The 14,383-nt window shown below is 71.9% G+C and carries 11 protein-coding genes; 6 read left to right on the forward strand and 5 right to left on the reverse strand.

The annotated features are described in order from the left end of the window. Positions 1-122 precede the first annotated feature (122 nt). The 3 genes from ACFZAM_RS01430 to ACFZAM_RS01440 all read left to right on the forward strand — a co-directional run bounded on the left by ACFZAM_RS01430 (position 123) and on the right by ACFZAM_RS01440 (position 3,788). Positions 123-1,949 (forward strand): acyl-CoA dehydrogenase C-terminal domain-containing protein, encoded by a 1,827-nt coding sequence (locus ACFZAM_RS01430; RefSeq protein ID WP_391041888.1) that lies wholly within the window; start codon positions 123-125, stop codon positions 1,947-1,949. A 137-nt stretch (positions 1,950-2,086) separates the two neighbouring features. Next, complete coding sequence (locus ACFZAM_RS01435) at positions 2,087-3,379, forward strand: M18 family aminopeptidase (RefSeq protein ID WP_355339578.1); 1,293 nt, start codon at positions 2,087-2,089, stop codon at positions 3,377-3,379. Positions 3,380-3,551: 172 nt separating this feature from the next. Next, positions 3,552-3,788, forward strand: coding sequence for a hypothetical protein (locus ACFZAM_RS01440; RefSeq protein ID WP_188282515.1), 237 nt, complete (start codon positions 3,552-3,554; stop codon positions 3,786-3,788). Between the two features lie 48 nt (positions 3,789-3,836). On the opposite strand, the gene ACFZAM_RS01445 is transcribed toward ACFZAM_RS01440, so the two are convergent. Then, positions 3,837-6,914, reverse strand: coding sequence for an FG-GAP-like repeat-containing protein (locus ACFZAM_RS01445; RefSeq protein WP_391041890.1), 3,078 nt, complete (start codon positions 6,912-6,914; stop codon positions 3,837-3,839). Between the two features lie 99 nt (positions 6,915-7,013). Next, a complete protein-coding gene (locus ACFZAM_RS01450) occupies positions 7,014-8,915 on the reverse strand; it encodes a thioredoxin-like domain-containing protein (RefSeq protein WP_391041892.1) in 1,902 nt (633 codons plus the stop codon). Between the two features lie 39 nt (positions 8,916-8,954). Here ACFZAM_RS01450 and ACFZAM_RS01455 point away from each other — a divergent pair, with 39 nt between their 5' ends. Then, positions 8,955-9,449, forward strand: coding sequence for an LURP-one-related family protein (locus ACFZAM_RS01455; protein WP_355339569.1), 495 nt, complete (start codon positions 8,955-8,957; stop codon positions 9,447-9,449). A gap of 121 nt (positions 9,450-9,570) precedes the next feature. On the opposite strand, the gene ACFZAM_RS01460 is transcribed toward ACFZAM_RS01455, so the two are convergent. Further along, entirely contained in the window at positions 9,571-10,374 is an 804-nt protein-coding gene (locus ACFZAM_RS01460; RefSeq protein ID WP_355339566.1) for a carbon-nitrogen family hydrolase, read from the reverse strand. 133 nt (positions 10,375-10,507) lie between these two features. Here ACFZAM_RS01460 and ACFZAM_RS01465 point away from each other — a divergent pair, with 133 nt between their 5' ends. Then, positions 10,508-11,332, forward strand: coding sequence for a maleylpyruvate isomerase family mycothiol-dependent enzyme (locus ACFZAM_RS01465; RefSeq protein WP_355339563.1), 825 nt, complete (start codon positions 10,508-10,510; stop codon positions 11,330-11,332). A 152-nt stretch (positions 11,333-11,484) separates the two neighbouring features. Here the strand turns inward: ACFZAM_RS01465 and ACFZAM_RS01470 are convergent, their stop codons facing one another. Together ACFZAM_RS01470 and ACFZAM_RS01475 are read right to left on the reverse strand one after the other, a co-directional pair. Continuing rightward, entirely contained in the window at positions 11,485-12,819 is a 1,335-nt protein-coding gene (locus ACFZAM_RS01470) for an MFS transporter (RefSeq protein ID WP_355339560.1), read from the reverse strand. Then, complete coding sequence (locus ACFZAM_RS01475) at positions 12,816-13,496, reverse strand: GntR family transcriptional regulator (protein WP_355339557.1); 681 nt, start codon at positions 13,494-13,496, stop codon at positions 12,816-12,818. The genes ACFZAM_RS01470 and ACFZAM_RS01475 overlap by 4 nt, the downstream gene beginning before the upstream one ends. A 125-nt stretch (positions 13,497-13,621) precedes the next feature. Between ACFZAM_RS01475 and ACFZAM_RS01480 the strand changes: the two genes are divergently transcribed. Then, entirely contained in the window at positions 13,622-14,260 is a 639-nt protein-coding gene (locus tag ACFZAM_RS01480; protein WP_391041894.1) for a methyltransferase domain-containing protein, read from the forward strand. Positions 14,261-14,383: the final 123 nt, after the last annotated feature.

Below are 14,383 nucleotides of genomic sequence, written 5' to 3' on the forward strand. Positions count from 1 at the left end.
CGGCCCCCGGGACGAGGAAACGGTCACATCCGACCCTTCCGGGGTTGCTTCTTATTACCGACGGGTAGCATTATTTTCCACGAGTGCCACGACCACCCCACTTGCGATACGGAGCCGACGTCATGGGCCACTACAAGTCGAACCTCCGCGACATCGAGTTCAACCTCTTCGAGGTGCTCGGCCGCGACCAGCTCTACGGCACGGGTCCGTTCGCCGAGATGGACGTGGAGACCGCGAAGGACGTCCTCGCCGAGCTGGCGCGCATGGCGGAGAACGAGCTGGCGGAGTCCTTCGCCGACGCCGACCGCAACCCGCCGGTCTTCGACCCGAAGACCAACACCGCCCCGGTGCCCGAGACCTTCAAGAAGAGCTACCAGGCCTTCATGGACGCCGAGTACTGGCGGCTCGGCCTGCCCGAGGAGATCGGCGGCACCACCGCGCCGCGCTCCCTGATCTGGTCCTACGCGGAGCTGGTGCTGGGCGCCAACCCCGCCGTGTGGATGTACTCCTCTGGCCCGGCCTTCGCCGGAATCCTCTACGAGGAGGGCACCGAGGAGCAGAAGAAGATCGCCGCGCTCATGGTCGACAAGCAGTGGGGCTCCACCATGGTCCTCACCGAGCCCGACGCGGGCTCCGACGTCGGCGCGGGCCGCACGAAGGCGGTCAAGCAGGACGACGGCACCTGGCACATCGAGGGCGTCAAGCGCTTCATCACCTCGGGCGAGCACGACATGTCCGAGAACATCATCCACTACGTGCTGGCCCGCCCCGAGGGCGCGGGACCCGGCACCAAGGGCCTGTCGCTGTTCATGGTCCCGAAGTACGAGTTCGACTTCGAGACCGGCGAGCTGGGCGAGCGCAACGGCGTCTACGCCACCAACGTCGAGCACAAGATGGGCCTGAAGGCGTCCAACACCTGCGAGATGACCTTCGGCGACGGGCTCCCCGCCAAGGGCTGGCTGATCGGCGAGAAGCACGACGGCATCCGGCAGATGTTCCGGATCATCGAATTCGCCCGCATGATGGTCGGCACGAAGGCCATCGCGACGCTCTCCACCGGCTACCTGAACGCGCTGGAGTACGCCAAGGAGCGCGTGCAGGGCCCGGACCTCGCGCAGTTCATGGACAAGACCGCGCCCAAGGTCACCATCACCCACCACCCCGACGTCCGCCGCTCGCTCATGACGCAGAAGGCGTACGCCGAGGGCATGCGGGCGCTGGTGCTCTACACCGCCTCCGTGCAGGACGCCATCCAGGTCGCCGAGGCGGCCGGCGAGGACGCCACGAGGCTGCACGGGCTCAACGACCTGCTGCTGCCGATCGTCAAGGGCTACGGCTCCGAGAAGTCGTACGAGCAGCTCGCCCAGTCCCTCCAGACCTTCGGCGGCTCCGGGTACCTCCAGGAGTACCCGATCGAGCAGTACATCCGGGACGCCAAGATCGACACGCTCTACGAGGGCACCACCGCCATCCAGGGGCAGGACTACTTCTTCCGGAAGATCGTCCGCGACCAGGGGCAGGCGATGACGGCGCTCAGCGAGGAGATCAAGAAGTTCCTCGCCGAGGCGACGGGCGGGGAGGACCTGGCCGCCGCCCGCGACCAGCTCGCCAAGGCGGCGGTGGACCTGGAGGCGATCGTCGGCGCCATGCTCACGGACCTTTCGGCCACCGAGCAGGACGTCCGCTCGATCTACAAGGTGGGGCTCAACACCACGCGGCTGCTGCTCGCCTCCGGTGACGTGGTCATCGGGTACCTGCTCCTGCGCGGGGCCGGCGTGGCCGCCGAGAAGCTCTCCGGGGCCTCCGCCAAGGACGCCGCCTTCTACGCGGGGAAGGTCGCCGCCGCGAAGTTCTTCGCCGCCAATGTCCTTCCCGGCGTGGGGACGGCTCGGTCCCTGGCCGAATCCGTCGACCTCGGCCTCATGGACCTCCCGGAGGACTCCTTCTGACCCGCCCCCGGGGACTCCTTCCAACCCGCCCCGGCGGGCAGTCCGGTGGTCGCCGGACTGCCCGCCGGTGGTGGGTTGCTCGCGCACCCCGCGCCCCTAGCGGGGCGAGCCATGTGGCCGAAAACTAAGCTGAGGGCATGAGCTCTCAGCGTCCGGCGTTTGGCCGTAAGCACACCGAAGATCTGGCCGCCTTCGTGCAGGCGAGTCCGACGCCGTACCACGCGGTGGCGACCGTGGCGGAGCGGCTGGAGGGGGCCGGGTTCCGGCGGGTGACGGAGACGGAGAAGTGGGGGGCCGAGCCGGGCGGGCGGTATGTGCTGCGCGGGGGCGCGGTGGTGGCGTGGTTCGTGCCGGACGGCGCACGGCCGGAGACACCGTTCAGGATCGTCGGCGCGCACACGGACTCGCCGAATCTGCGGGTGAAGCCGCGCCCGGACATGGGGTCGCAGGGCTGGCGCCAGGTGGCGGTGGAGATCTACGGCGGCCCGCTGCTGAACAGCTGGCTGGACCGGGACCTGGGCCTGGCGGGCCGGCTGACGCTGCGGGACGGCAGTACGCGGCTGGTCGCGACCGACCGCCCGCTGCTGCGGGTGCCGCAGCTCGCGATCCATCTGGACCGGGGTGTGAACGACGGGCTGACGCTGGACAAGCAGCGCCACCTCCAGCCGGTGTGGGGCCTGGGCGACGCGCAGGACGGCGACCTGATCGGCTACCTCGCCGAGCGGGCGGACCTCGACCCGGAGGACGTCGTCGGCTGGGACCTGATGACGCACGACACACAGCCGCCCGCCTTCCTCGGGCGCGACGAGGAGCTGTTCGCCTGCCCCCGGCTGGACAATCTGCTGTCGGTGCACGCGGGCGCCGCCGCGCTGGCCGCCGCGGCGGGCGGCCAGGACCTCACGTACATCCCGGTGCTCGCCGCCTTCGACCACGAGGAGAACGGCAGCCAGTCCGACACCGGCGCCCAGGGCCCGCTGCTCGGCAACGTCCTCAGCCGCTCGGTGCACGCGCGCGGCGGCGGCTTCGAGGAGCGGCAGCGCGCGCTGGCCGCGAGCGTCTGCGTCTCGTCGGACTCCGGCCACGCCGTGCACCCCAACTACGCCGAGCGGCACGACCCGACGCACCACCCGCGCGCCAACGGCGGCCCGATCCTGAAGACCAACGTCAACCAGCGGTACGCCACCGACGGCACCGGCCGCGGCGTCTTCGCGGCGGCCTGCGACACCGCGGGCGTCCCCTACCAGCACTTCGTGTCGAACAACTCGATGCCCTGCGGGACGACGATCGGCCCGATCACCTCCGCCCGGCACGGCATCACCACGGTCGACGTCGGGGTGCCGATCCTCTCGATGCACTCGGCCCGCGAGATGTCCGGCGCCGACGACCCGCATCTGCTGGCCAGCGCCCTGACGGCCTTCCTGGCGGCCTGACTCGGGGGACTGCTTCCGGGGACTGCTTCCCGGGGCCTTCCGGGGCCTGCTTGCGGGCCGGGGCCGCGCCCCGGCCCGCCCGCGACCCGATGCGCCTGCTTGTGCCCCGAGGTCCGGGGTAGGCGCTGCTTCAGAACGCCGGAGCACAACTAGGCCAAAGGAAGCGGTAATTGTGGGCATCGGAGGCTGCATCATTCTGATCGCGGTCGGTGCGATCATCACGTTCGCCACCGACTGGCACGCCAAGGGCGTCAACATGGATCTGCTCGGCCTGATCATGATGGCCGTCGGCATCATCGGACTCGCCGCTTACGTCAGCATCTTCAAGCGCCGCCGGATTCCCCCGACGGCCGACGGCGACATCCCGCCCGTCGAGGAGCGCTACTACCCGGGTGACCGGCGGTACTGACACCAGGCCAGTACCACCGGCGTTCTGACGTGAGGTCAGCCCCGGATCTCAGAACAGCGACTTGTACATCTGCCAGCCCGCGCCGAGCCTGACGCGGGCGGCAAAGCCCGGCTCGCTGTCGCGGCCGTCGTAGCGCCACAGGTCGCCCGCCGCGTCACGGGCGACCAGTCCGGTGAGGTACGCCCCCCGGACCGGCCGGATTTCGCCGACGCCCACGATCGAGTTGTAGATGTTCCAGCCGGACCCGATCTTCACGCGCGGCCCGAAGTGCCCCTTGCCGTCGCCGTCATAGGCCCACAGCACCCCGGACTTGTCCCGGGCCAGAAGCTGACGGCCGTAGCCGACGGATTCGGAGTGCTGCGAGCCGATCAGCAGGTTGTACGTGTTCCAGCCGCCGCCGATGAGGGTGCGCGGCCCGAACCTGCCGTTCCGGTCGGCGGCGTAGAGGTACAGGCTGCCGGACGGCGTACGCGCCACAAGGTCCGCGCGGCCGTCACCGGTCAGGTCGCCGACCGAGGCCAGCGCGTCGTACGCGTTCCAGCCGGGGCCGATGAGCGTGCGCGGCTGGGACGGGGTGAAGTTCGTGCCCGACTTGCCGTCGTAGCGCCACAGTTGGCCCGAGGCGTCCCTGACCAGCAGGTCGTTGACCCGGTCGCCGCCGAGGTCGCCGTAGGGCACGTACAGCGAGGACGTCGGCCAACCGGACGTGGAGCGCGCCGCGTTGACATTGCCCTTGCCGTTGCCCGCGCGCAGGTCCAGGCGGCCGGACGGGGTGAGGCCGAAGAAGTCGCCGGTCCCGTCACCGGTGAAGTCGTGCACGCCCGCGGCGCCCTTGACGACGATCAGGCCGGTGAGGGAGAGCCCGCCGGGGCCGCCGTCGGCCGGGGGCGCGGTCAGCGTCCAGGTGTAGCGGCCGTTCTTGACCCACGCCCCGTCGGTGCCCTTGAGATTCCAACTCGCCGACACCTGCGCGCCCGTGGAGCCGCGACGGGTGGCGACCGTCCTGCCCGCCTCGTCCGTGACCGTCAGGCTCCAGCCCGCGACGGGCCGGGACAGCGTCCACCTGCCGTACCAGTCCTCGGGGTTGTCCAGGACGTCGACGACGGCCGGGCCGACGTCGCTGCTCAGCACCGATACCGCGCTGCGCGGTATCGAGGTCAACGGCTGCACGTGGAAGCGGTGTTGCGCATCGACGTACGCGACACCGCCGCCGTACTTGTCCACCGCCCACGTCACGCCTCGGTCGTCGGTCAGGTCGCTCGCTGCCAGTTCCGCGAGGTTGCTGCCGACGGCCGAGCCCGTGTGCACGTCGGTGAGCATCAGACGGCCCGCCGTCGTGTCGTGCCGGACGACGTAACCGTCGCCCAGCAGCGCGGTCCCGGTCGGCACCGGCACGTTCTTGCCGGTCGTACGGTCGTGCACCCCGGCGCTGGTGCCGCACGACCAGTACAGCCAACGCCCGTCCGCCTGAAGCTCCTTGGGCACGCACGGCGCGCCCGTCTGGACCGTGGCGCCGTACGTCCGCCGCTCCAGGTCGTACGGGCGGACGGTGCCGGTGGCGCTGCCGGGCACCCACAGGGTGCGGCCCCACAGCGCGGAGGCCGTGACCGGGCCGTCGAACAGGGTGCCGTCGTAGCGGAGGTCGAAGACCTTCTGCCGCGCGGGGGTGCCGGTGTGCACCACGACGTACGGTCCCGCGGCGTCGGTGACCGTGCCGGGCGCGCCGAGGAAGACGGCGCGCGAATCGGTCGGGGACGGCGGCTGGGGCACGGTGATGATGTTGGCGGCGGAGAAGGCCACGGTGCCGGTGCCGGTGCCCTGGAGGTGCACGCAGGCGACGCCGGAGCCGCAGTCGGCGGGCTTCGGACCGTAGCTCCACAGCAGTTCGGGTTCCGACACGGCGGGCGCCGGGCCCGCGGCCACATCGCGCCGTACCAGGGCCGGGTAGGGCCGGGTGGTGTCGGAGTACGCCAGCCGCCCGGCGCTGTAGGACAGTCCGTAGACCGTGGCCGCGACCGGCGGCAGCGTCTTGAGGTCGGTGACGGTCGCGTCGGCGCCGTCGGCCGCGGTGATCCGGCGGACCGCCCAGTCGTCGGGTCCTGTGCCGCCCTCGACCAGCACCGAGCCGTCGGGCGCGGTCGCCATGTCCGTGGCGACCTTGGCCAGCAGGGTCCGCGCGGGGCCGCCGCCGACCGGGACGGCCCGCAGCGGAAGCCCCGCGGACTGGCTGTCCGTCGACCGCTCCAGCACCAGGACGCGGTCCCCGGTGACGGTGAGCTTCGGCGTACCGTCCCGGCCGTCGGTGGGCAGCGGCGTCTTCTCGACGGGGGCCGTCGGGTCGTCGAGCCGTACGGTGTACGCCGTCGTGGCCGCGCCGCCGTACGCCAGCACCCGGTCCCTGCCGAGGACGACGGTGGTCTGCTCGGCGGCGGGCACGTCGGCGAGGATCGCGCGCAGCGTGCCGGTGCGGTAGTCCAGCAGGTAATTGCGCGCGGTGCCGGGCGCGGCACCCGAGGTCAGCCGCAGGACGGCGTGGTCGCGGTTCTGCGCGAGCAGGTCGGGCCAGTCGGGCACGGCGGTCCCCGGGGGCAGCCCGGTGACGGTCAGGTCGGCGGAACCGTCCTTGCCGTCGCCGATCACGTGCAGCGCGGCGAGCGTGCCGTCGGCGGCGGTCTCGCTGGTGAGGACGCGGTCGAGGCTGAAGCCGAACGGCACCCAGCGCTGGCCCACCGGCGCGGTGACCGTGCGGAAGGTGTTGGTGTCGTAGTCGGTGATCGTCACCGACTGGGACGGGAAGTTGCGGATGAGGTGCGCGGACAGGCCGGTGTTGACCAAGGGCGGCGTGGGATCCGGCAGTACCGGGCCCTCGCTGCCGTCCGCCGGATTCACCCAGTGGGCGCCGTTGGCCCCCCTGACCAGGTATCCGTCGTTCCCGGCGGTGATCAGCGGCTCGCTCTGCGGCAGCCACCGCGAACCGGCGGGTATGACGGTCTCCTGCGACGCGGTACCGGACGGCGTACCGTCCGCGTACGCCGTGCCGCCGGTGGCGGCCGGGACGAGCCCGGCGGCCATGACGACGACGGTGGCCGCCGCGACGGAGCCGCGTGTGAGAGCGCGACGAGGCACTCGGTCCCTCCCCAGGTGACGCTCCGCCCCCCGGCGGATCAAGAGTGATGGCCGGAGCTTACTCACCGCCCGGGCACGCCCGTACGGCGCCTGTACGCCTTACGCGTCCAGGCCCGCCAGGACCAGCGCCAGCCGGGAGTCGCCGTCGGCGCCGACGCGGACCGGGACGCCCCAGTCCTGCTGGTGCACGTGACAGGCGGGGTAGGGGTTGGCCGGATCGTCGTCGCAGGACGCGGCCATCGCGGAGACGTGCAGGACGCCCTCGGTGACGGACGGGTCGAGGACCAGGTCGCGGAAGAGGTCGGTGCCCTTGCCCGCGCCCTCCGCCAGGAGTTCCGGCGGGGTGGCGCTGACCAGCAGCCGCGTCGAGGGCCCGTACCGCTCGTCGAGCTTCTGCCCGTCGGGCGCGGTGAACACCACGTCGAGCCGGAAGGCACCGGCCGCCACGTCGGTCGCGTCCCGCTGCGTACGGTGGGCGACGGCCTCCACGCGGACGGCCTCCTCCGGCAGGTGCATCCGGGTCAGCCGGTGCCCGGCGGACTCCACCACGACGATGTCGCCGTCCACGACCACCGCGTCCGAGGGCTCGCGCAGGCCGGTCGCGAGCGTGGTGACCTCGCCGGTCACCGGGTCGTAGCGGCGCAGCGCGTTGTTGTACGTGTCGCTGACCGCGACCGAGCCGTCCGGCAGCGCGGTGACGCCCAGCGGGTGCTGGAGCAGCGCCTGCCCGGCGGGGCCGTCGCGGTGGCCGAAGTCGAACAGGCCGGTGCCGACGGCCGTACGGATGATGTAGCGGCGCGGCTCACCGCCGTCACCGCCTGCCGCGTCCGCGTCCGGGTCGTCGTCGGCGCGCTCGACCCAGCGCAGCGCCGAGGTCTCGGAGTCGGCGATCCACAGCCTTCCCCAGCCGTCGGCCGGGGGCGCCCCCGCCTCGCCGCGTTCCGGCGCCGCCGCGAGGCCGGACGGCTGGGCGAACCACGCCTGCGCCGCGTGCCCGTCCACCAGCCCTTCGTTGGTCGTGCCCGCCGCGACCCGTACGGTCTCCGTCGCCGGGTCGTACGTCCAGAGCTGGTGCACGCCCGCCATCGCGATCCACACCCGGTCGTCGAACCAGGCCACGTCCCACGGCGAGGACAGGTCCACCTCGCGGGCCGGGCCGGACGTCGGGGAGCCCTGCCACCACTGCTTTCCGGTGCCCGCGACCGTCGTCACGTGCCCGGTGCCCAGGTCGACGCGGCGCAGCGCGTGATTGACGGTGTCGGCGACGATCACGCTGCCGTCGGGCAGCAGCGTCAGCCCCTGCGGCTCGCTGAAGCGGGCCGTCTCCGCGTTGCCGTCGGCCAGCCCGCGTGTGCCAGTGCCGATCCGCCGCACCACGCTCTCGGCGTCCGCCGCCAGCTCCACCAGGGCGTGCCGGGTCGAGTCCGACACCAGGAAGTGCCCGGAGCCGGGCAGCGCGAGCGCCTTGCCGGGGAAGCGGAGGTCGGTCGCGACCGGCTCGGGCGGTACGTACGGGCCGTCGCCCCTGCGCAGGGTGCCCTTGGCCGCGTGCTCCTTCTCCAGCGCCGTCACGAGCTGCTCCAGCGCGTGCGCGTGCCCCTCGCCCGCGTGCTGCGCGACCACGTACCCCTCGGGGTCGATCACCACCAGCGTCGGCCAGGCCCGTACGGCGTACTGCTTCCACGTCGAGAGCTGCGGGTCGTCCAGCACCGGGTGGTGCACCTCGTACCGCTCCACCGCGTCCACGACCGCCTGGTGCTCGGCCTCGTGCACGAATTTCGGCGAGTGCACGCCGACGATCACCACCGTGTCCCTGTGCCGCTCCTCCAGGGCCCGCAGCTCGTCCAGGACATGCAGACAGTTCACACAGCAGAACGTCCAGAAATCCAGAATGACGATGCTGCCCCGCAGGTCAGCGAGGGTCGGATGCTTGTCGCCGGTGTTCAGCCAGCCGCCCTCGCCGGTCAGCTCGGGCGCCCGGACACGTGCACGTGCAGTCATATCCCCATCCAACAGCATCCGCCGGGGTAGGCATTCCCTATGAAATACGTGGTGCGAGAGAAGATGTTCGCCATCGGTGACGACTACTGGATCGAGGACGAGCACGGCCGCAGGGCCTTCTACGTCGACGGGAAGGTCCTCCGGATCCGCGACACCCTCGAACTCCAGGACCCGGACGGCAACGAGGTCGCCGTCATCCGCAAGAAGCTGGTGTCCCTGCGGGACGCCATGACCATCGAGCGCGACGGCGACGTCCTCGTCACCGTCCGCAAGAAGCGCCTCCACCTGCTCCGCGACGTCTTCCGCGCCGAGCTCGCCTCCGGCGAGGAACTCGAAGTGCGCGGCGACATCATCGACAAGGAGTTCGACATCGAGTACGAGGGGGAGCGCCTCGCGCGCATCTCCCGCAAGTGGTTCACCCTCCGTGACGCCTACGCCATCGACATCGAGCGCGAGGACGCCGATGCCGCGATGCTGATCGCGGTGGCGGTGTGCGTCGACCGCATGGTCGACAAGGAGCACGAGGACGAATAGCCCTGCGCAGGGCGGCGACCCGGTCTTTCCGGGGCGCCGCCCCTGTGCCCGAACCTCGCGCGGGTGGGTGCCCGCAGCGCCCCTGAAAGACCGGCGGGCCCTTCTCGCGGCCGGACAGGCCCTAGCGGGGCTTCGGGGTGGGGACTCCGAGGACGCGGTCGCGGAGGACGGGGAAATCGGCGCGGGTGACGTCCACGCGGAAGACGTCGACCTCGGCGGAGAGCGCCTGCTCGGCGGGCCCGGCCTCGGCGACGATCTCACCCCAGGGATCGACGATCATGCTGTGCCCGGCCTGCTCCACCCCGGCGTGGGTGCCGGCCGTCCCGCAGGCGAGGACGTACGCCTGGGACTCGACGGCGCGGGCGCGCACCAGCAGCCGCCAGTGGGCGAGCCGCCGCGCGGGCCAGCCCGCCGGAACGACCAGCGTCTGCGCCCCGGCGTCGAGCAGCAGCCGGAACTGCTCGGGAAAGCGCAGGTCGTAGCAGGTGGCGAGGCCGAGGACGGTGCCGGGGACGCGGGCGGTGACGATGTCGTGCCCGGAGGACATGAGGACGGCCTCGCCCTGGTCGAAGCCGAAGCGGTGGATCTTGCGGTAGACGGCCGCGAGAGCGCCGTCGGGGGAGAAGAGCAGCGAGGTGTTGAACAATTCGCCGCCGACGACGTCGCGTTCGACGATCGACCCGGCGTGCAGCCACACCCCGGCGTCGCGCGCCGCCGCGCTCATCACCTCGGCGGTCGGGCCGCCGTCCGCCGTCTCGGCCTCGGCCGCGAAGTCCTCGGCGGCGAAGGCGCCGACCGGCCACAGTTCGGGCAGCACGACAAGATCCGCGTCCGCGTGGGCACGTACCATCGCTGCCACACGGTCGCGCCGCGAGGCGACCGATTCCCTCTGGTCCACGTCGATCTGAAGAAGCGTTGCGCGCACTCGGACACCGCCCATACGTTGGGTCGTCAAGCCGGGCCTACCATCGTCACTCGAAAGCACTGCGTGGGCGCCCGCGCGCAGCGTAACTTAGGCGCCAACCGCCACGACCGCGCACCGACCGTCGAGGGGTCCCGTGACCGTCCACAGCAAGCTCCAGCCGTATATCGACGCCTGGACCCACTCCATAGAATCCGTCAACGAACTGGTGACGCCGCTGCCCGACGGCGCGTGGAACCGCCACACCGAGTGCCCGTACTGGTCGGTCCGCGATGTCGTGTCCCACATCATCGGCTTCGAGTGCGAGCTGCTGGGCGACCCGCGCCCCATCCACACACTTCCCAGCGACCTCCGGCACATCACCAGCGAGACGGCCCGCTACACGGAGGTCCCGGTCGACATCCGCCGCCACCACACGGCGCCGGAGATGACGTCCGAGCTGGAGTACACGATCATCCGCCGCTCGCGGCAGCTCAGGAACGAGTCGCGGCAGCCGGACGCCGAGGTCCGCGCGATCGGCGGCGGCGAGGTCACCCTGGAGGAACAGCTCTGGGGCCGCGTCTTCGACGTGTGGGTGCACGAGCAGGATCTGCGCCGGGCCCTCGACGCCCCGGGCAACCTCGCCTCCCCCGCGGCCGTTCTGGCCCGTGACTACCTCCTGCGCTCGCTGCCGAAGCTGGTCGCCGAGGACGCGGGCGCCAAGCCGGGCTCCGCGGTCGTCTTCGACGTGCACGGACCGCTGGAGTTCATGCGGACCGTACGGGTGAACGCCGAGGGTCACGGCAGCATCGACTCGGCCGTCTCGCTCGGCCCGGCCGTCACCTTCGTCGTGGACTGGGAGACGTTCCTGCGGCTGCTCACCGGCCGGGCGCGTCCGGCCGCGCTCGCCGACCAGCTCAAGATCGAGGGCGACCGGCAACTGGCGGACGCGATCCTGTCGCACATCGCGGTCACGAAGTAGCGCCCGGCGCCTCGGGCGCCGTTCCCGGATCACGCCGTTCCCGGATCACGGCGTTCCTGAATCACCGCGCGCCCGGATCATGCCGTTCCCGGATCACGGCGCGCCCGCCATGAACCCCGCCGCCGTACAGCGTCGTACGGCCGCGCCGGGCGTCAGTCGGAGGTGACCGCCGCCGGCAGGCGGTGCACGCTCTCGACGCGGCTGACCGCGATCCGCTCCCGCTCCAGCCGTTCCGCACGGCGGCGGAGCCGGAGGATCTGGGCGGTGCCGACCGCCTGGAGCACGAAGACGCTGCTCCAGGCGATCCGGTAGTCGTCGCCGGTCGCGTCCAGGAGCAGGCCGACGGCGAGCAGGGTGAGGACGGAGGCGGTGAAGCCGCCGATGTTGACGATCCCGGAGGCGGTGCCGAACCGCTCGGGCGGGTTGGCGGGGCGGGCGAAGTCGAAGCCGATCATCGAGGCGGGCCCGCAGGCGCCGAGGACGACGCACAGGGCGACCAGCAGCCACATCGGGTCCTGGCCGTGGCCGCCGCCCCAGGCGAGCGTCGTGGCCCAGGCGGCGGCGGTGGCCGCGATCACGCCGAGGGTGAGCGGCATGCGGGCGCCGTGGTGGCGGGAGATGAGCTGCCCGAAGACCATGCCGAAGAACATGTTGGCGACGACGACGAGCGTGAGCAGCCCGCCCGCCGCGCCGCGCGAGAGCCCCTGGTCCTCGACGAGGTACGGCAGCCCCCACAGCAGCAGGAACACCATGCCGGAGAACTGGGTGGTGAAGTGCGTCCACATGCCCAGGCGCGTACCGGGTTCGGCCCAGGAGGCGGCGATCTGGCGGCGTACGTACGTCAGGCCCGCGTGCTCGGCGGGCGCGGGTTCGTATCCCTCGGGGTGGTCCTTGAGGAAGAGGGCGACCAGGACGAGGACGAGCGCGCCGACCAGGGCGGTGCCGAGGAAGGTCGGGGTCCAGCCCGCCGAGTGCAGGACGCGGGAGAGGACGACGGTCGAGACGAGGTTGCCCGCGACGCCGAACAGGGCGGCGCCCTGGGCGATCATCGGGCCGCGTCTGGCGGGGAACCAGCGCGAGCCGAGCCGCAGCACGCTCACGAAGGTCATGGCGTCGCCGCAGCCCAGCACGGCGCGGGCGCCGAGGGCCATGCCGTACGAGTGGGACAGCGCGAACGCCCCCTGGCCGAGGGTGAACAGCACGGCGCCGAGCAGCAGGACCTTCTTCGTGCCGAGCCGGTCCACCATCAGCCCGACCGGAATCTGCATGCCCGCGTAGACCAGCACCTGGAGGATCGAGAAGCTGGAGAGCGCGGAGGCGCCGATGTGGAAGCGGTCGGCGGCGTCGATGCCCGCGACGCCGAGGCTGGTGCGGTGGACGACGGCGACGAGGTAGACGGAGGTGCCGACGCCCCAGACGAGGGCGGCACGGCGTCCGCCGGGCGGGTCGCCCGGCAGGACCTTCTCCGCGGCCGGGCTCCGGCTCACGACTCGCCCCTGGCGAGCACCTTCACCCACGAGACGTGCCGGTCCACGACGTCGGCGGCCGTGTCGGCCGCGCCGTCCCTGAGCGCGTCCAGGATCTCGGTGTGCTCCGCGATGTTCTTCGCCACCCGGCTCGGCTCGGCGTGCATGGTGGCCACCCCCATCCGCAACTGACGGTCCCTGAGCTGGTCGTAGAGGTGCGCGAGGATACGGTTGCCCGCCGCGCGGACGATCTCCGCGTGGAAGCAGCGGTCCGCGACGGCGAAGGCCGCCAGGTCGCCGGTCTCCGCGTGCCCGCGCTGCTCGGCCAGGGACTCCTCCAGCCGCGCGATGAGCCGCGGCGGCACCGCCCCGACCACCTTGGCCACGGCGTGCTGTTCCACCAGCAGCCGGGTCTCCACCACGTCGGCGATCTCCTGCGCCGACACCGGCAGCACCAGCGCGCCCTTCTTCGGGTAGAGCTTGATCAGCCCCTCCGCCTCCAGCCGCAGCAGCGCCTCGCGCACCGGCGTGCGCGAGACCCCCACCGCGTCGGCGAGATCCCCCTCGGTGAGCAGCGTGCCGCCCTCGTAACTCCGGTCCAGGACACCGGACTTGACGTGCAGATAGACCCGCTCGGCGGCGGGCGGCGCCTTGACGGCGGGGCCGGGCGCGGCGACGGTGAGAGTGCTGGCATCCATGATGCACGCATCATAGATACAACAGCTGAGGGGACGGTACGGCCGTCCGGGATATGGACATGCCAGGAGCCCCTTGCGCAGGTGCGCTTCGGCGGCGGCGGGCCGCGGGGCTACCGTCTCGGAGCATGGCTGCGGACGACTGGCTGGCGGACACCCGAACCTCGTACGACACGGTCGCGGTGAGCTACGCGGACTTCGTACGGGAGGCGCTGGACGGCGCGCCGGCCCTGCGTACGGCGCTCGCTCTGTTCGCCGCCGAGGTCACCGGCGCCGGGGGCGGTCCCGTGGCGGACGTGGGCTGCGGCCCCGGCCATGTCACCGCCCACCTGCGCGGCCTGGGCGTCGACGCCTTCGGCATCGACCTCTCCCCCGGCATGATCGACGTGGCCCGCTCCGACCACCCCGGACTCCGGTTCGAGGTCGGCTCGATGACCGCCCTCGACCTCGCCGACGCGTCACTCGCCGGCCTGGTCGCCTTCTGGTCGCTGATCCACGTCCCCGACGACGAGGTCCCGGCCGTCCTCTCCGGCTTCCACCGCGTCCTGCGCCCCGGCGCCCCGCTGCTGACCGGCTTCCACACCGGCTCCGTCTCCCGCCTCAAGACGGAGGGCTACGGCGGCCACCCCATGAAGGTCCACGTCCACAAACGCCCGCCCGCCCGGATGACCGCCTGGCTCCAGGAGGCCGGTTTCACGGTCGCGACCGAAACCCTCATCGCCCCCGACTCCCCCACCCCCGCCGCCCTCCTCCTCGCCCACCCCTGACTCCCGCGGCGGCCATTCGCCTCCGCGCCTCCGTGCACCCGGCGGTAAAAGAGCAGGTCACAGCACCGATCTACCAGTCCGGGAGAAAGTAGTAGATCAGTGGTAGTCAAGCGGTCCTGATAT

This window comes from Streptomyces sp. NPDC008079, from assembly GCF_042957385.1.
Classification (GTDB): domain Bacteria; phylum Actinomycetota; class Actinomycetes; order Streptomycetales; family Streptomycetaceae; genus Actinacidiphila.